An 18,794-nucleotide genomic window follows, 5' to 3' on the forward strand; every position below is an offset into this window, starting at 1 on the left:
TAACCAGACTATATAAGTTCAAATACCCCAGCTGCTCCCATTCCACCGCCAATACACATCGTAACAACGCCAAATTGGATTTGCTCACGTTTCATTTCATGAATAAGACTTAAAGTAAGCTTGGTGCCCGTCATACCGAGCGGATGACCAAGCGCAATAGCCCCACCATTTACATTAACCTTATTTACATCAAGATCTAGGGCGTGTATTACCCTAACTGCTTGTGCAGCAAAGGCTTCATTTAATTCATATAAGCCAATATCTGAAAGCTCTAAACCTGCTTGCTTTACGGCCTTTGGTATCGCCTCAACTGGACCTACTCCCATAATTTCTGGTTCTACTCCAGCGACTGCAAAAGAGCGAAACTTAACTAGTGGTGATAATCCTTCAGCCTGTGCCTTTTCCCTATCCATTAAAAGAACAGAAGCTGCGCCATCACTCATCTGAGAAGAGTTCCCAGCCGTTACGGAGCCCTTCACATGAAATGCTGGTCGAAGCTTAGCTAATATTTCTGTGGTCGTCCCAGCTCTAACTCCCTCATCCATTTCAAATTTAGTGTGCTTTTCTTCTATTTTATTCTTTGTATTCATCTGTCTCTTTGTTAATTCAACAGGCACGATTTCTTCTGCAAACTTTCCATTTTTAATTGCGTTTGCTGCCCGCTCATGGCTTCTTATAGCGAATGCATCCTGTTCTTCACGCGAAATGTTGAATCGGTTTGCCACCTCTTCAGCTGTGTGACCCATCCCCATATAATAACCGGGAGCATGTTGCACCAATTTTGAATTGGGCTTAATCACGTGCCCCCCCATTGGGATTAGACTCATTGACTCTGCGCCACCAGCGATAATGGTATCACTAGCACCAACCATAATACGTTCTGCTGCATACGCAATACTCTGTAGCCCTGAGGAACAATACCGGTTCACCGTGATTCCTGGGACATCATGCTTTAGGCCTGCCAGGCCAGCAATATTACGTGCCATATTCATTCCTTGCTCTGCTTCTGGCATGGCGCAACCGATGATGACATCGTCAATCGTGCCATCATAGTTACCAGCCCTTCTTAATGTTTCCTTAATCGTTAAAGCGGCAAGATCATCTGGACGGCTTTCAGCTAGAGAACCTTTATGAGCTCTACCGACTGGTGTTCTAGCCCCTGCTACAATAACTGCTTCCTTCACAACTTTTCCCCCTCTGCATTTAATTGCGTAATGGTTTACCTTTTACTAACATGTGTTGCATTCTTTGTTGGGTCAATGGCTCTCCAATTAAACTAAGAAACGCTTCTCTTTCCAAATCAAGCATCGCTTGTTCATTTATGACTGTTCCTTCTTTCATACGCCCACCTGATAAAACATATGCCAGTTTCTCGGCTATCTTCACATCATGCTCTGAAGCATAGCCACTCCGGTGTAAGTTTTGAGCGCCCAATAGCATTGCTGCATAGCCTGAATCTCCTACCACTGGGATTTGCTCTGGGAGTTTCGGTTGGTAACCAGCTTTTGCTAGGGCAAGCACTTTCTCTTTAGCGTCATATAATAGATGGTCTGGGTTTGCACTAATCGAATCTGTGGCATTTAAAAATCCATTCTCTCTTGCTTCAGCAGCAGATTTAGAAACTGTAGCCGTTGCTACTTTTTCAAATACATCGTTAGCCACTTTGGTAAGATCAAACTGAATACCCTTTGGCAAATTACGTAATTGCTTTAAGTACAATTCTTTTGTTCCTCCACCACCAGGGATCAAACCAACGCCAAACTCTACTAATCCAATATATGTTTCAGGTGAAGCCTGTATAGCCGCTGCTGGTAATGATACTTCTGCCCCTCCACCAAGAACCATGTTAAACGGCGCTGCTACTACTGGTTTCGCAGCATATTTAATGCGCATTGCCATGTTTTGAAATTGCCGAACAACGATGTCCAACTCCATGAAGTTTTGGTCCTGTGCTTCCATTAGCATCATGGCGAGGTTTGCTCCAACACAGAAGTTCTTTCCTTGGTTCCCAATGACAAGGCCTTCGTAATTTTTTTCCGTCTCTTCAATTGCATAATTCATCATCTGGATAATATCAAGTCCGATGGAATTACCTTGTGAATGGAATTCTAGCCCTGCTACTCCATCCCCTAAATCTATAAAACTAGCACCTGCATTCTTTTTTATAACGCCATTACTTTCTTTTAGCCGTTTTAAATGTATTTCTTTTTTATTAAACTCCTGCTGGGTATATTCGCCCTTTTGATAGAAAAAGGAGGATCCATTCTCTTGCTTATAAAAGGAAGAGAAACCTCTCTCCAGCATGTTTTCTACCCACTCTGGTATGTCTTCCCCTTCTTCCTTCATTCTTGTGACAGAAGCTTCCACACCAATTGCATCCCATGTTTCAAATGGCCCTAATTCCCAACCAAATCCCCACTTCATTGCCTGGTCGATTGATAATACATCATCTGCTATCTCACCACAAAGTCTGGCGGAATATAAGAGAACGGGTTTGAGCATGGACCAAACAAGATCTCCAGCCCTATCTCCTCGCGCGTTTACAAGCGCTTTCAATTTTCTGCGTGTTCCTTTTTCCTGTTTTGCCATTTCCATAGCAGCAGATTTTAACTTTTTCCGTTCTTCATATTCCAATGTTTCGGTGTTTAGTTCATAGATCGCACTGCCATCTTTCCCTTTCTTTTTCAGGAAAAATCCTTGTCCTGATTTCGCTCCAAGCCAACCCCTATTTAACATTTCTTTCATAAAGTCTGGCACTGTAAATACTTCTTTTTCTTCTCCACCTACTTGATCATAGACATTTTTGGCCACGTGGATAAATGTATCCAACCCAACAACATCGAGGGTACGAAACGTTGCGCTCTTTGGACGGCCAATTATCGGTCCTGTAACGGAATCGACTTCTCCAATGCTATAGCCACCCTCCAGCATTTTCCTTACTGTTATCAGTAAGCCATAGGTTCCGATTCTATTCGCGATAAAGTTTGGGGTGTCTTTTGCTTCTACAACCCCTTTACCTAAAACATCTTCACTAAACTTTTTCATGAAGGCAACAACTTCTGGGTCCGTTTTTACTGTTGGAATAATTTCTAATAACTTTAAGTATCTAGGTGGGTTAAAAAAGTGGGTTCCGAGAAAATGCTTTTTAAAATCCTCTGAACAATCTTCGGCCATCTTTTCAACAGATATCCCCGAGGTGTTGGAGCTTACAATTGCACCCTGCTTACGAATCTCATCAATTCGGGAAAATACCTTTTTCTTAATAGGAAGGCTTTCCACCACAACCTCAACGATCCAGTCCACCTCTGCCAATTTGTCCATATCATCTTCCATGTTTCCAACTTCGATCAAGTGCAGGCTTTTTTTAGTAGTTAGTGCTGCAGGCTTCTGCTTTAGCAATGCCTTTTTGCTTTGCGCAGCAATTCTGTTCCGTACAACCTTATCTTCTAATGAAAGACCTTTAGCTAATTCCTCTTTCGTTAATTCCTTCGGCACGATATCAAGCATTATTGTGTGTATACCACAATTCGCCAAATGAGCAGCAATGCCAGATCCCATTACTCCAGAACCTAAAACAGCTGCACGCTTGATAGATTGTTTCATATTATCTCCCCCATTACCAGCTTGAATGAATACTCATTCATTTTTTGAGTAAAAATAAAAGATAGCTCCCTATCCATCTATTCTTTACTATAAATGAAATTCTGATAATTCGCAAGAGAAAAAAGAATCCCTTTGATTTTTTTAATTCGCGTTCAAAAAGGAGGATAAAAAGGACCGAGAAGTTCGAGGCGGCGTAGCTTTGAGTACCGGGCTTACACTTTTAATACGTGAGGAACGGAAAAACAAGCCAACGAGCTTCCACAGGAAGTGGTGACTTCGACGTTCGACACAGGACGTGTCGGAATTTAGTCGAAGGTCATCAGTACCGATGTGTCATTTTTACCGGACATTTTGAACAACTTATTTTAATTCCCTGGTTCTCTTTTTGAGAGAACCCAGGGCTTTGCAACAATTACTTTTTAAATATTCCTTTTAAAACAAATAGAACATTAGCCGGACGCTCTGCAAGTCTTCGCATATTGTATCCATACCAATCCTTTCCATATGGTACATATACTCGCATTTTATATCCTTCTTTAAGAAGTGCCTTTTGAAGATCCAACCGAATACCATAGAGCATTTGGAATTCAAATTGATCCCTAGCTATTCCATGTTCCTTTTCCAATTCTTTTACATAGGCTATGATCGCTTCGTCATGTGTTGCCACTGCTGTATAATTTCCCAGTAGTATATTCTGTTTTATTATTCTTTTATATGTCTCATCAACGTCCTTCTTATTTGGGTACGCAACCTCAGGCGATTCCTTATAAGCACCTTTCACAAGACGAAGATATGGGTTATAAGGGTTTAATCCCTCAATGTCCTCTTCCACTCTGTAAAGATAGGCCTGAAGAACCGTCCCCAAATTTTCATATTTCTGTTTTAATTCCTTAAATATAGTTAATGTTTTTTCACAGCGTTCAAAATCTTCCATATCGATTGTCACGGTGACATTATGTTTTTTTCCAGCTTCCAGGATGCGATGCATATTTTTCATGACCAACTCATGGGAAATATCAAGGCCCATAGAAGTTAGCTTTAAGGAGAGTTGTGAATCTAATTTTTGTTCGGCGATAACATTTATGGCATGGATGCATTCTTCCGCAGATTCCCTTGCTTCCTGTTCATTATCGACAAATTCCCCCAAATGGTCCACCGTAACAGCGTATCCGTTTTCATTTATTTCTTTAATTTTTTTTGCTGCACTATCAATATCTGTCCCTGCAACAAAACGAGCAGCACCAAAGCGTAGCCCGTACTTTTTCGCTAATTTTGTTAGCGTTTTATTTTTTGATAAAAATAAAAAGAAGTTTCTCAAAAGCTGTTCCAAGCTAAATACCCCCAAATAAAAAATATTTTTCTCTTGTCAAGATTAAGACTATTTTATCACCTTTTATCACATTTCGTATATAGTTTGTTATGAATTCAAATATAGAAAGGGCTGCTTCCTATTAAGAACCAGCCCTAAAAGGATTCAACCGACTTTAAGATAGTAAGCTGTGCGCCTATTTTCCTATACTACAACACGGTACCCTTTCGCTTCTACTGCTTGACGTAATTCAGACAACTTGACTTCGGCTTCATCGTAAATTACATCTACACTTCCTGTATTAAGGTGGACTTCTACACCTGTTACACCAGTAAATGACTCTAATGTTTGCTTCACTTTTGTCTCACAATTTTCACATGTCATGCCTTGAACTTCTAGTGTTGCTTGCATGGTGATTCCTCCCTTTATTTAAAAGATATCTTTCTTTTGATGTATCCTACTTTTTCTTTTCTAAAACCTCCGCGCACAAAACGTAATCATTCTTATTTACATTTTACCGCGGGTACGATAAGATAGTTTTAGAATAAATTTAATAGATGAACGAGCGAATTATATCTAAAGCCCCATTGGCATGCCATTTGATCTTCGTGCAATACTAATGGGGATAGTTCCGTGTAAAAAGGAATCCGCTACAAACTAGAAAGAAGGAATAACATGGACAATTTCGTAGTCAGAATGCAAGATGTATCGTACGCATACGAACAGAAAGATGTACTGACAAATATCAATTTCTCTATTCCACAAGGTGCTTTTATGGGACTGATCGGTCCAAATGGTGGCGGTAAAACAACACTTATAAAACTTTTGCTAGGTCTCATTAACCCTGATAAGGGGTCCATTGAATTATTACAGCAGCCTAGAGATAAATTTAAGGATTGGAATAAAATTGGTTTTGTATCGCAAAAAGCCAATTCGTTTAATAAAGGATTTCCAGCCACAGTGTTTGAAGTAGTCTCAATGGGCTTGACAGCGAAGGTTGGCTATTTGAAGTTTTTTAACAAAACGCATAAGGAAAAAATCTTATCCACAATAGACCAGGTAGGTATGCTTGATTATGCCTACGAAAATATAGGAAACCTATCTGGCGGTCAGCAACAGCGCGTATTTATTGCAAGATCACTTGTAAACAATCCGGAGTTACTTATCCTTGATGAACCAACAGTCGGAGTGGACTATGAAAATGTACAACGCTTTTATGAGATGCTTCACCGTTTGAATACACAGTATGGCATTACGCTATTGCTGGTTACACATGACACAGGAACCATGACCGAGCATGCAACAGAAATTGCTTGTTTGAACACAACGCTCCATTTTCATGGAAAGCCGGAAGAATATAAATCATTAACAGAAAGAGATCTATCAAAGCTTTACGGGCATCCTGTAAACCTTGTAACACACGATCATTAATGGAGGAAAGAACATGCTAGCTGATTTTTTTGAATATGACTTTTTACGACATACTTTTTTAACTGGTTTATTGATTGGTATCATCGCACCACTGCTAGGCACCTTCATCGTGGTTAGAAGACTATCCCTTTTAGCGGATGCCCTCTCACATGTTACGTTAGCAGGAATAGCTTTTGGCCTCTTTTTGGACAAAAAGTTTGCTGTGGGGGTTACACCTCTCTATGGGGGGATGGCATTTTCCGTACTAGGATCCATATTTATCGAAAAGCTTCGAGGCGTTTATCATGCTTATCAGGAACTTGCCATTCCCATTATCTTATCAGGTGGTGTCGGACTAAGCCTGATTTTTATATCACTGGCAGACGGCTTTAATACAGAACTATTTAATTATTTATTTGGATCGGTATCAGCCGTAAGTAAGCAGGATTTCTTATCAATTGCTGGTATCGCCATTTTTATAGTGATTATTATTACGTTATTTTACAAGGAATTAGTGACATTATCCTTTGATGAAGAACATGCAAAAGTATCAGGTATACACGCAAAACGTATTCACTTACTGTTCATCGTACTTACAGCACTTGTAATCGCAGCATCCATTCGTATAGTAGGTGTTTTACTTGTATCTGCCTTGATGACACTTCCTGTGGCAGCAAGTATGCGTCTAGCAAGAGGATTTAAACAAATGATGTTTCTATCTATTGTTTTTGGCGAATTAGCTGTTATTATAGGATTAATATCAGGTTATTATTTAAGTATTCCACCAGGTGGAACCATTGTCATGGTCTCCATTATCATTTTACTTCTATCCATCGCTCTAAAGCGAATAACATGGAAGCCTAGAAAAGTGAGGGAAGCCTAATGAGTATAGAAGAAGCAATTGAACTTTTAAAGCAACATGGATATAAAACGACTGGAAAACGTAAGGACATTTTGGCCTTTTTTTCAAGAGCGGATGGTTATCGTACAGCCAAAGAGCTTATCCGGCATTTAGAGGAGAGTTATGACGGTATTAGCTTTGATACTGTGTACCGTAATCTGCACTTGTATAATGATGTAGGTATATTGGAAACTACCGAATTAAATGGTGAAAAACATTTTCGATTCAATTGTACAGATCACCACCATCATCATTTCATCTGTAAAGATTGTGGAAAAACGAAAGAAATTTCGGTTTGCCCGATGGACGCTGTGCAATCTGATTTGCATCAGTATGAGGTTGAAGACCATAAATTCGAAATCTACGGACTATGTCCAGCTTGTAAATCAGCATGAGAATTAGAGATTGGAAAATCGCGTTTAGTGTAGGGTTAGGTGGGATGCTGGGTGCAGTGGGCCGTTATGCTATATCAATTGCTTTTCCTGCCGATTCAATTTTTCCTTTCGCTACACTAATTGCTAATTTAGTAGGATGCTTTCTGCTTAGTTTTCTTATGCATTTAAAAATAATAAAAAAACGTTTATCTCCAGCCATTTTTACTGCGTTAACAGTAGGTCTGATCGGCGCGTTTACCACCTTTTCTACATTAAGCCTAGAAACCATTTCGTTGTGGAGCGAGATCCCCATTCTTGCTATTGGTTATGTGTTTATTAGTGTAATAGCTGGATTAGCATGTTGCTTTCTTGGATTAAAGCTTGCATATCGATTGGAGCGTTCTAGTGTATGATTATTTCTGTAGCGATTGGGGGATTTTTTGGGAGTATCTTCCGTTTTTTAGTAGCTCTCCATGTAACAAAACGTCTTGTTGGGACATGGCTTGTTAACATTATAGGGTCTGCTCTGCTAGCATACTTATTTTACCAGCATCTGCAATCAAATATTTCAGGCTTTGTTTGGGCCTTTGCAGGCATAGGTTTTTGTGGAGCGTTTACTACCTTTTCTACATTTGGGAATGAAACGATCCTGCTATTAATGGAACATAAATATAAGCAGGCGTTCCTATACATTTGTAGCTCGCTGCTTCTATCAATCGGCACTGCTACTGCAATTCTCTATCTATTGAATACCTCTACATAATCCATACTGCGATTACATATTGCATCTAATTACAAAGAGGATGGGACACAAGAAAAATAAACAAGAAAAAAACCGGATAGTCCCTATTTTTTCGATATGTGAATCACACTTTAGCGAAGGAAAAATGCGAAGACTCCAGTGGGAACAGCACGAGTCCGAAGACCCCGGAAGAAGCGTTCTTTGCTTCTGAGGAGGCTGAGGCCGTGCCCACGGAAAGCGCAATATTTTCCGGAGCGGTAAATAAACAGTTTTACTTATTATTGTTCGTGTTTAAAAAAGGCTGGAACGTTATGTCCCAGCCTTTTTAAATTTATTGTACTTAGGCAAACACTTCTTCAAGTACCTTTGATTCTTCATGATCGAGCATGTTCTTCTGAATAACCTTTTCAACTGGCTTATTCAATTCCTCAGTCAAAGCATTGGCAGGATCTGTTTCACCAATTACAAATATTTTTTCCCATTCGTGCTCCTTCGCCCGTTTATCAAGCTTTGGTGCTATCTGCTTGTACCAACGGTGCTTATTAGCATTAAAACGAGATTGGAAACCGTCTTTTTGCATGGTTGATCCTTGGCCTAAAGCAGGTCTAGGACCTTTCTTTTTTCGCCAATCATTCGTGTCTAAATCAAGTTCAAACGAATCCGTATCCTCAATTTCATTTAAATAGGCTTCAATTAATTTGATCTCATCCTGTTGAACAAGGATAATTCCTGATTTTGGATAAACCTCAGTCAATTTACGCAACTGCGTTAACTCTGGAGTCTCTTGCCAGAAAAATTCCGTGTTCATCCGCATTTGCACACGATCCGCAAACCAGACTTCTTCGTCAGCTGTAGCAATTATGAAGACACTTCTTAAAAATTCCTGTTCATTTCCTTGAACAAACTTTTCTACTTTTTGTTTAACGAGTTGAAAGTTTTTACGTTCCTCTTTATCACCCGATTCCTCCAAATATTGCTCAAAATTACGCAACCCGTTTTTGAGATGGATCTTCCATTCTCCACCCTGTTGTTCAGGATCAGATGGATCCGTATTTAAATACATCGTAAACACTTTATTAGGCCCTTCTCTTCTTAGGTTCTCAAGCTTTTCAATTTCTTTTTTAAAGTTCATATGATCGGCACTCCTTTACATAGTAATCCAACTCTTAGTAGTGTTTATCCTTCACTCTTCGTGAATAAACATCGTAAATCAAGTTAGAAATCTAATAAAGAAGTCATTTAAGTACAAATAAGAAGAAGAGCTGTAAAATTTATGCTAAAAAAATATTTCTCTCATTATGGGTGGAGCCTATTGGTTCACGTCAAATTGGAGGTCCGCTTTCTTAATTGCAGAACGAAGCTTTGCTACGTCTGATTCACTTACCTGCTCCAACTCTCCATATCTTACCTTTTGATAAATCTCCAAATCAGCATTAACCTCTATCCTGTTAAACCATTCCTCAATGGTCTCGTACTTTCTTCTACCTTTTTTGTTTTTATGTGCCTTTCTCTCAAACTGGTAAACAAGCTTACGTATAGGGTGCTTTGGTTTATTAAGCCAGCGATTAAACCGTGAAATTCTGCCCGAATCCATTTCTGAATGATTGTCTAAAGCACTATAAGAAACCGAACTGTCAGCTTCTTCTACAGAAAGAGGCTTTTTAAACCGTTTTCTCCAGAATAGAACGAGTAAAACAATCGCGAAAAGAACCAAAGTGATCACAGCAGCTATTGCGAGGTATGGTGTTATTTGCTCCACCAACGAATTATTTTCTATTTTATTCCAATACCCGTCGCCTGCTTCCATTTGGTTCTCTTGATCTGGCCACCCATGTTCTGGCGTTTCAATAAATTGTAACAAATTAGCAAACCAACTTAACGTCCCTCCTATAAGGGATATAACGCCATAAAATAGATTCGTCATCATCCAACTGAATAAGTCGTACGTTAAATAAATAAGTAGGGCACCAGCAATTAAGATACCAACGAACGCAGGGATTAATTTCTTATCAACCTGTTTTCTTTCCGTTTTTGATAATGCTGCAAGATGACTCCATAAATACCCAATAACGTTAAGTAAAATAACAAGAAAAGGAAATAACATCGCTCTAATATCAGGAACCAACATACCAACCACTACCATTAATAATAAAGTTAAGAGAATGTAGCTACTTTCCCTACTAATTATGTCTTCTTTCCGTATGTTAATGTAACGCCATACCAACAATCCACTTAACACGATACTATATAACATTGGATAATCTAACAGAAAAAACACACCAAATAATATAGGGGCCACCAAAACATAAGCTATATAATTGTTTGTGTAAGTCGTGATCAGACTAAATATGAAGCATACTACTAAAATAACTACTAAATAACTCCAATATGGAACCCACATTAAGCTATGATGGAACCATGGCATGAGAACCATAAAAATGATAAGTGCCTCACTTACGAAATGGTATGCATAACGGGTTGTTGCATGGCTATTTAGCATGTGACAGTACCTCCTGTCCAAGCGGCTTCACTACGGATGTACCCTCTGAATATGGAACGTGGAAGATGGTAACATTCTTCTTTTTCCATTTATCCAAGAGATGGAGCGAATCCTCTGTAAGTTCACCAATAATGATACATGTTTTATGATGTGTAAGGTGGTTTCCAATGTTGAATAGCATCTTATCAAACGGGAAAACAAGTGATTGTTTATGGATTCTTGCCAACATTTCTAAGGTTGTTCCATAATGTCTTTTCCCTTCTCCCTCAGGAATATGGAGAACTGGAATCTTCCCTGGTCTTCGCGAATTAATAAACAATTCAAAAGGAATATCCATTTCTGTTGCAACCTTAGATAAGTAAGCTGTATAAGAAAGCAATGCTTCCATGTGTTGATTCGTTTGCACCATATTTGATGTTTTAGATTTTCCTATGTTAACGAGAAACACAAAAGATCGATTAATTTCCCGCTCATACACATTTGTTTGAAGTTTTTGTGTTTTTACAGAAGCATTCCAATTGATTCGGTGAAATGGATCACTATAATGGTACTCTCTGGTTCCTAATGGGCTTTGTATGTCTTCATACGGAGAAAAAGGGGATCTTCCCTTACCAGGCATCATCTGAAATACAGCTTCTACTCCCTTTACCTCAAGCAACCTTGGAAACACAACAAATTCTGTCCTGAAAAATGGCGTATATCTAATCATTGCCGATTCAAAGTGAAATAGGTGCGGAAAATAGTACATGATATTATGCACCTTTGCAACCCCTCGCTGTTGTGCAATAACCGGAATGGATATGTGTGTTTTTCTTTTACGTAAGATTGATAATGGGATTTTTAGTTTATGCCAGTAGGTCTCCTCATCCTTTGCATGTTTATAAGCTTTTACAGCAGGCCCCATTTGCAACTGAAATTCTCCATTAATCATGGGAAATATCGAGCGATTTTCCATATTTAAATCTAAATTGGCTGTTTCATCAGGAAAAAGTTTTATCGTTCTAGTTGGATTTTCTAACAATATATTTTTGCCAATCCCACTATCATACCATTTGAAAATTAGTAAGTAGGCAGTGACGGCACCTACACCCAGAAATGGGATTGTGGTATGAAACATCACGCCTATAACGGCCAAAAGGATGATGGCTAAAAGAACATAATCATACCCAGCCTTCCCCTCTATTGCATGGTCTCTTTGCCATTTCATTCCACCATTGCTCCTTCTTCAACTGGTACAGCAGTAGCGTGAATAATCTCCTTAACAATGTCCTTTGCTGTTTTCTTTATGGAACCTTCCATGGAAAGAATGAGTCTGTGCTCAAACACATATGGAACTAGCGTTTTAATATCTTGTGGTGTTACATAATCTCTGTCCTTTATATATGCATAAGCCTGTCCTGCTCGCATTAAAGCCAGCATCCCACGTGGACTTATCCCTAGCTCTACATCGGAATGTTCCCTTGATGCATGAACAAGCTCAAGTAGATAATCCGCAACTACTTCTGATACGGTAATTAATTTAATCTCATCTTGTAATTTACGAATCGTGTCAATAGATAAAGAGGCCTCGACAGCATCATATGGATCCGTTCGTCGGTATGTATTTAAAATGCGTTTCTCTTCAGAAAGAGAGGGATAGCCTAGATCCAGTTTAAACAAGAAACGGTCTAACTGCGCCTCAGGCAACGGAAATGTACCATAATTGCTCTCTACAGGGTTCTGCGTTGCTATTACGATAAATGGCAAAGAAATTTTAATCGTTTCCCCGTCAACGGTAGATTGATATTCTTCCATAGCTTCAAGTAAGCTTGATTGTGTTTTCGGTGTTGCTCGGTTTATCTCATCTGCAAGTAACACATTGGTAGCAATTGGCCCAATTCTTAATTCAAACTCTTGTACTTTAGGATTAAAGAAACGAATACCGGTAATGTCACTTGGTAATACATCTGGTGTGAACTGGACACGACTGAATGTGCCGTTCATCACTTTGGCGAAGCTTTTAGCAAGTTTTGTTTTACCAGTACCTGGAACACTCTCAAGTAAAACATGACCTTGAGCAAGTAGTGCAACAAATAATAAATCAACCACTTCTTCTTTTCCATAAATAACGTTATTGACGTCTTCTCTAGCCTTTAAAAGATTTCCCATTCTAAAAAGCCCCCTAAAGAATTTTCTAATTTTTCCTACTATATAGTATAACGTATTTTAATAGGTAGAGGTTCCATATATCTGAAAATATTGTATTATCTCCTAAGAGAAAGTAGAAACCCGACATCAACACATAGAAAAAGAACTGGGTCAAAAGAATTTTGATAAAGTAAAAAACAGACGATTTTCGAATTATAGTGAATAAGATTCGAAAACCGTCCTGAACTTTTTTATAACATTATGGTGCGAGACACACTACTTAGCGGAGAAAAATACCTAGACTCCTGTGGGGAAAGCACGAGTCCGAAGACCCCGGAAGTTAGGAAAAGGAACAAAGGCTAAGAAAACCACGTCCTGTGGCGACGCCTTTGTGACCAACATCCTGTTGGCCCGAGGCCGTGCCCACGGAAAGCTTGGTATTTTCCGTAGCGATAAATATGCAGAACCCCAGTTTCTTTTATTAAATCTTTCGCTTTTTTAAGAAAAACCAACATGGTGCGTATCATGCTCCTATTCTAACTTTGAATTTATAAAGTTTAGTACTCCGGATATGTCACTAGTTATTTATTAGTCGTTCTATCTTTCTTTTTAATATCCGGTTCTTTTTTTATCATCTTTAAAAAAGATGCAACAATGATTAGTAATATTACGGTAAATGGCAATGCAGATATCAGTGAAGCTGTTTGTAATGCATCCAAACCTCCTGCTAGTAATAAAACAACTGCAATTGCAGTAATGAGTACTCCCCAAATGATTTTCACAACCAAAGCCGGATTAAGACTTCCTTTTGAAGTCATACTTCCAAGAATGTACGTCGCTGAATCAGCAGAAGTAACAAGGAAAGTAAAAATGAGGAATAGTGCAAGGAGTGATACTACCGTTGTAAGAGGCAGCGTTCCAAATGTTTCAAACAAGGCAACTGCCATGTCTGCGTTAACCGCTTCCGCAATTTTTGTACCATTAAATAGATCACTGTGAATAGCTGTACCGCCAAGTGCTGCAATCCACAAACAAGCGATTACTGGGGGAACTACTAGCACACCAAAGACAAACTCTCTAATCGTTCTTCCTTTGGATACCCGCGCTATAAATGCACCTACAAATGGAGACCAAGCCGTCGCCCAAGCCCAATAAAACACGGTCCAGTCTCTTACCCATAAGTCACCAGTATATGGCGTGAGTCGCAAACTATATTGAATAAAGCTGGATAGATAATCCCCAATTCCCAATACAAATGTATTTAAGATAAACACAGTAGGACCTGCCAGGAAAACAAAAACGAGCAATAGAAGGCAGATAGCCAGATTGAGATTACTCAGCCACTTAATGCCTTTATTTAGACCAGTGCTAGAAGACAATAGATACGTGACCAGCATAATTCCGGCAATTGCTATTTGCACCCATATGGAGTTTGGTATATTAAAAACAGATGTTAATCCTCCGTTCATTTGCAATATGCCAAGCCCGAGTGATGTAGCTACACCCATAACGGTTGCAATGACAGCAAGAGAATCAATCGTTCCTCCAAGCGCTTTGTTTTTGCCGACAACTGGTTCGATTGCGATAGAAATAAGCCCTTTTTTCTCTTTTTTAAATTGTAAATACGCAATTATTAAGCCAACAACCGCAAATACAGACCATTGGCTTATCCCCCAATGGAAAAAAGCATAACCCATGGCAACTCTTGCAGACTCTTCATTTTGTGCTTGCAAGTCAGGGAATGGTGTTTCAAAGAAATGACTCATCGGCTCAGCCACTCCCCAAAATACTAACCCTGCACCGAATCCTGCAGAGAATAACATACCAATCCAAGTAAAGAATGGATATTCCGGTCGAGAATTAGCAGGTCCTAAACGAACCTTCCCATACTTACTAACAGATAATCCTATTAAAAATACCACAAAAATAAATACTGCCAATAAGTAAAACCAACCAAAATTGTTCGTGGTGAAATTAAATAGTAGTCCAGCAATGGAACCGAATTGAGTTGGCATTATAGCACCAATGATAACTAACAAGAAGATAACAATTGCAGAAATGTAGAATACAGGATTTTGGAATGCATTTTTGTTTTTCATAAATTCTCCCTTTCATAAATAGGTTTTTAATTAATTATGTAAATCATCATATAGCAACGAATATAATATACCCTCACCGCTTAATTTTAAAACTTTTAAGGAGAAGCGTTTACGAAGACAAAAAAAGAAGACTCCATAAAGAGTCTCCTTTCATATCCTATAATTTACTACATATTTTCTCGAAATACACCTTCTGAAACAAACGTTTCGACTTCATTTCTTGGTGAAGGTACCTCTCTTTTCTGATAGGCTTCTTCAAGACTGCTCTTTTCTCCTTGATAACCAAGAGCCACAATCGCATGCACTTGGTAACCATCTGGGATTGATAAAGCCTCTTTTGCCTTCTCTTTATTAAATCCTCCCATGGCATGTGTAATTAGACCTTTGCGAGCAGCTTCCAGGGAAAGAAAGCCCCATGCTGTTCCTGTATCAAAAGCGTGAGCTGGATTATTTCCTCCAAATCGTTCTTCTTCCATCTTTGAGATAACAGCAATTAGGACTGGCGCATTTTTGCACCAAACTACATTGCCTTCATCTATAAAGGATAAAAATATTTCCTTGTCTTGCTCAGACGATGCAAAGACAAATCTCCAAGGCTGAACATTCGCAGCGGAGGGAGCCCATCTTGCAGCCTCAAATACACTACTAAGCACTTCTTCTGAAACCTTCTGATTAGAGAAAGATCTAGGTGACCACCTTTTTATGTATATCGGATCAATATCATATCTGGTTTTTCTAAATTGATTAACATCTGTCATAACTATTTTTCCTCCATCTAGATAGTGTTTCCTTTATTATAACGTTATTCCTCCTCGGAGAAAAAGATATTTGCTTTTCTTTCACCAATGAGGTTTACAAAATAATAGATTGGGTAATAAATATACTAGATACTTATTTAGAAGAGATACGTTTGCTGGCCTTATATAGTGTGCAAATCCGGGTTTCTCTATTAAAGATAGAAAACAAAAAATCCACCCCGTAGGATGGATTTTCATAAGTTATTTCACGCGACGAACGTGACCGCTAAATTTGTCATTCCAGTAACCACTTGACATATTTGCAACAGCTAATCCTGTAGAACTTTGAGCTCCAATAAAATTGCCGTTTCCAAGGTAGATTCCAACATGACCATTTGTTTTATAAGTGTTAAAGAAAACCAAGTCTCCAGGTTTTGCATCACTATAAGAAACCTTTGTACCTATACCAGATAGTCCTGCTGTGCTAGATGGAATAGAAATGCCAGCTTGTGCAAATGCCCATGATACAAATCCAGAACAATCAAACCCAGGGTTCGGTGTTTTGCCGCCCCAAGTATATGGAACACCAAGATATTGATATCCTGCATTTATAGCAGTACTAAGATTACCATTTCCTTTTACAGCGACTGGTGTGGATTTCTTTTCACTACTTAAAGTAGATAGTTTCCCACCAGCTGAATCACTAGATTCATTCGAGCTACTTGCATTACTTTCTGATGTTTGTGCTACTACTGGTGCAGTTGCATCCTCAATACTTTGCTTTACATCTTGTTCCAATGAAGCCAAATCACTATCTTTAACTTGTAAATCTTCCTTCATAGTAACAAGTTCTTTCTTTTTATCTTTTAAAGTTGCTTTCTTGTCTTCGTTTGCACTCTTTTGTTCTTCAATAGTAGCTAACATACCTTCAAGTTCTACTTTCATTTCTTTCAACTCATCAAGTTTGCTAACGACTTCTTCTTTTTTATCTTCTACTGCTTTCTTGTCAGCTTCTTGCTTTTCCATCAATTTCGTATCAGAATCTGAGATTTTGTTTACTGCTGATACACGATTAATGAAATCTCCAAAGCTCTTTGCACCAAAGACAACTTCTAGGTAACTAATGTCTCCCCCACTCTTTTGGTAGGATACAACACGCTCTTTTAGAATATTGTAACGTTCCTCTATAGCATCTTCTAGTACAGCAATTTCGTCTTCTAGTTCAGACACTTTTTCTTTTGTTGCTTTTATGTCTTTTTCAGTTTCATTCATTTTCTCTTCGTTCTTCGCTAAAGCATTGTTTGTACGTTCAATTTCCTTATTTAATTCTTCTAAGTCTATTAAAACGTCCGCAATCTTACTTTCTGCATCGGATAGATTTGCTTTAATTTCTTCTCTGTCATCTTGAATTTGTGACTGTTTCTGTTTCAAATCATTAACTGACTCTGCATGGGTATCTACACTGAAAAATGCACTACCTAGACCGACCACCACTACTGTGGTCAATGTGACAACTGACTTTTTCAACTTTCTTCCCCGCTTCCCTATCACATCTGCCTATCTAGTATTTATATGTATTAGCAGCTATGTGAAAAATATATTCGTCTTCTATGTAATTTACTATCTTAGGTAATTCGTAGTATAACAGCTAAAAGTTTCATGCATGTTAGAGAAATATTACAATTATATTTCAAATATGACACAATCGGACTATTTCCTAAATCATTGAATATTAAAAACCTTTATAAATCAACAGTTTCCTACATTTCTTCTAGATAATAATGCAATCTATTTCTTATGCGAATTTCTCATAACCTATTAAATAATGCTAGAATTATCAAGCCCATTTAGTCTCATTCTACTATATTGCCTTCTTTCCGTACTGTATTTTTAGGTTATGTTAAAATAAATATAAGTCATTAGCTTTAAATGCGTTATTGGAGGAAGATAAAGTGAAAAAGTTACATTTTGTCGGCAGCCGTGTAGTGAAGACAGGGGTTGCTATTTTTGTTACAGCATTAATCTGCGAGTGGCTAGACTGGCCAGCGGTGTTTGCTGTGATTACAGCAATCGTTACCATTGAGCCCACAGTTTCCGATTCAATCAAAAAAGGGATCGTTCGTTTTCCTGCCTCTGCCATAGGTTCTGCTTATGCCGTGCTTTTCATATCAATATTTGGAAATTCACCCCTTACCTATACGCTTGCAGCTATGTTTACCATCATTACCTGCTTTCGTCTCAAACTGCATGCCGGATTACTTGTAGCAACTCTTACAGCTGTTGCAATGATTGAAGTTATTCACAGTAATTATCTCATTTCATTTCTCATACGACTTGGGACAACATCAATTGGTCTTGTCGTGTCTACTCTAGTGAACATGTTTATATTGCCACCACATTACACTAAAAATATATCGAGTAGTATCCAGCGGACGGCTATCCAAACTGGCAAAACCATTGAGAGAGTATTTCTTACAATACTAGAAGGAAAACAAGAACAAGAATTACATAATAGAGAAATGGTAGAGCAATTAGATTGGGGAATTCACCAGACTGAAACGCTTGTAAGGTTCCAAAAAGAGGAAGCGAAATTTCATCCGCTCGTTGGAAAAGAAAAAAACCATTTTCACCATATGCAAAAACAACTAGGGAGCCTCAGACTTATTCTGTATCATCTAGATAATTTAATCAGCAGTCAAATAAAGACGATAGCATGGACCAATGACGAACGCGCCATTATTCTATATGCAATAAAGGAACTAGCTGAAGGACTAAAAGACCCATCCCATTATCAAACAGACAAGCATGCTCAGCATCTTAAACAGATTACGGAGATATTTTGGGAGGATAATGAAGAAATAACGAGGGGAGACAGAAGGAATCCTACAAGTTTTCCTCCTGAATTAATTATTTTATACGAGCTTGTATCCATCTACAACCAAGTCGATCGATACTATGGTAAATAATTAAGTTATAACCTTCCGTAAAATTA

General features: G+C 38.5%; 17 protein-coding genes. 6 read left to right on the forward strand and 11 right to left on the reverse strand.

The features are described 5' to 3' along the window. Positions 1–8 precede the first annotated feature (8 nt). The 4 genes from BN988_RS07835 to BN988_RS07850 form a co-directional block, all read right to left on the reverse strand. A complete protein-coding gene (locus BN988_RS07835) occupies positions 9–1,184 on the reverse strand; it encodes an acetyl-CoA C-acetyltransferase (RefSeq protein ID WP_036574876.1) in 1,176 nt (391 codons plus the stop codon). A gap of 19 nt (positions 1,185–1,203) precedes the next feature. Further along, entirely contained in the window at positions 1,204–3,603 is a 2,400-nt protein-coding gene (locus BN988_RS07840) for a 3-hydroxyacyl-CoA dehydrogenase/enoyl-CoA hydratase family protein (protein ID WP_036574878.1), read from the reverse strand. A 412-nt stretch (positions 3,604–4,015) separates the two neighbouring features. Then, the gene (locus BN988_RS07845) at positions 4,016–4,933 is read right to left on the reverse strand and encodes a proline dehydrogenase family protein (protein ID WP_036574881.1); all 918 of its coding nucleotides are present in this window, start codon (positions 4,931–4,933) and stop codon (positions 4,016–4,018) included. A gap of 183 nt (positions 4,934–5,116) precedes the next feature. Further along, the gene (locus tag BN988_RS07850; RefSeq protein ID WP_036574884.1) at positions 5,117–5,323 is read right to left on the reverse strand and encodes a heavy-metal-associated domain-containing protein; all 207 of its coding nucleotides are present in this window, start codon (positions 5,321–5,323) and stop codon (positions 5,117–5,119) included. Positions 5,324–5,587: 264 nt separating this feature from the next. Between BN988_RS07850 and BN988_RS07855 the strand changes: the two genes are divergently transcribed. From BN988_RS07855 to BN988_RS07875, 5 genes are read left to right on the forward strand one after another with little or no spacing between them, the layout of a single operon-like run. Then, positions 5,588–6,343 carry a metal ABC transporter ATP-binding protein gene (locus BN988_RS07855; RefSeq protein ID WP_036574887.1) on the forward strand — a complete coding sequence of 252 codons (756 nt, stop codon included), beginning with the start codon at positions 5,588–5,590 and terminating at the stop codon, positions 6,341–6,343. Positions 6,344–6,356: 13 nt separating this feature from the next. Then, entirely contained in the window at positions 6,357–7,205 is an 849-nt protein-coding gene (locus BN988_RS07860) for a metal ABC transporter permease (protein WP_036574890.1), read from the forward strand. Then, a complete protein-coding gene (locus BN988_RS07865) occupies positions 7,205–7,618 on the forward strand; it encodes a Fur family transcriptional regulator (RefSeq protein WP_036574892.1) in 414 nt (137 codons plus the stop codon). The genes BN988_RS07860 and BN988_RS07865 overlap by 1 nt, the downstream gene beginning before the upstream one ends. Continuing rightward, entirely contained in the window at positions 7,615–8,010 is a 396-nt protein-coding gene (locus tag BN988_RS07870; RefSeq protein WP_051557742.1) for a fluoride efflux transporter FluC, read from the forward strand. The genes BN988_RS07865 and BN988_RS07870 overlap by 4 nt, the downstream gene beginning before the upstream one ends. Beyond that, complete coding sequence (locus BN988_RS07875) at positions 8,007–8,360, forward strand: fluoride efflux transporter FluC (RefSeq protein ID WP_036574897.1); 354 nt, start codon at positions 8,007–8,009, stop codon at positions 8,358–8,360. The genes BN988_RS07870 and BN988_RS07875 overlap by 4 nt, the downstream gene beginning before the upstream one ends. 319 nt (positions 8,361–8,679) lie before the next feature. Here BN988_RS07875 and BN988_RS07880 read toward each other — a convergent pair whose 3' ends face one another. The 7 genes from BN988_RS07880 to BN988_RS07910 form a co-directional block, all read right to left on the reverse strand. After that, positions 8,680–9,471 (reverse strand): VLRF1 family aeRF1-type release factor, encoded by a 792-nt coding sequence (locus tag BN988_RS07880; RefSeq protein ID WP_036574900.1) that lies wholly within the window; start codon positions 9,469–9,471, stop codon positions 8,680–8,682. Between the two features lie 177 nt (positions 9,472–9,648). Continuing rightward, positions 9,649–10,839, reverse strand: a complete 1,191-nt coding sequence (locus tag BN988_RS07885) for a hypothetical protein (RefSeq protein ID WP_036574902.1) — start codon at positions 10,837–10,839, stop codon at positions 9,649–9,651. Then, on the reverse strand, positions 10,829–12,046 hold the full coding sequence (locus BN988_RS07890) for a DUF58 domain-containing protein (protein ID WP_036574905.1): 1,218 nt from the start codon (positions 12,044–12,046) through the stop codon (positions 10,829–10,831). Before BN988_RS07890 ends, BN988_RS07885 begins: the two co-directional genes overlap by 11 nt. After that, a complete protein-coding gene (locus BN988_RS07895; protein ID WP_036574908.1) occupies positions 12,043–12,987 on the reverse strand; it encodes an AAA family ATPase in 945 nt (314 codons plus the stop codon). Before BN988_RS07895 ends, BN988_RS07890 begins: the two co-directional genes overlap by 4 nt. Before the next feature lie 560 nt (positions 12,988–13,547). Further along, positions 13,548–15,065 (reverse strand): BCCT family transporter, encoded by a 1,518-nt coding sequence (locus tag BN988_RS07900; protein ID WP_036574910.1) that lies wholly within the window; start codon positions 15,063–15,065, stop codon positions 13,548–13,550. Between the two features lie 167 nt (positions 15,066–15,232). Beyond that, positions 15,233–15,823, reverse strand: coding sequence for a nitroreductase family protein (locus BN988_RS07905; RefSeq protein WP_036574913.1), 591 nt, complete (start codon positions 15,821–15,823; stop codon positions 15,233–15,235). 240 nt (positions 15,824–16,063) lie between these two features. Then, positions 16,064–17,329 carry a C40 family peptidase gene (locus BN988_RS07910; RefSeq protein WP_036574915.1) on the reverse strand — a complete coding sequence of 422 codons (1,266 nt, stop codon included), beginning with the start codon at positions 17,327–17,329 and terminating at the stop codon, positions 16,064–16,066. Between the two features lie 425 nt (positions 17,330–17,754). On the opposite strand from BN988_RS07910, the gene BN988_RS07915 reads away from it, so the two are divergent. Next, positions 17,755–18,768 carry an aromatic acid exporter family protein gene (locus BN988_RS07915; protein ID WP_036574918.1) on the forward strand — a complete coding sequence of 338 codons (1,014 nt, stop codon included), beginning with the start codon at positions 17,755–17,757 and terminating at the stop codon, positions 18,766–18,768. Positions 18,769–18,794 lie beyond the last annotated feature (26 nt).

The sequence above is a fragment of the Oceanobacillus picturae genome (genome assembly GCF_000612865.1).
GTDB classification, from domain to species: Bacteria; Bacillota; Bacilli; order Bacillales; family Amphibacillaceae; genus Oceanobacillus_B; species Oceanobacillus_B jordanicus.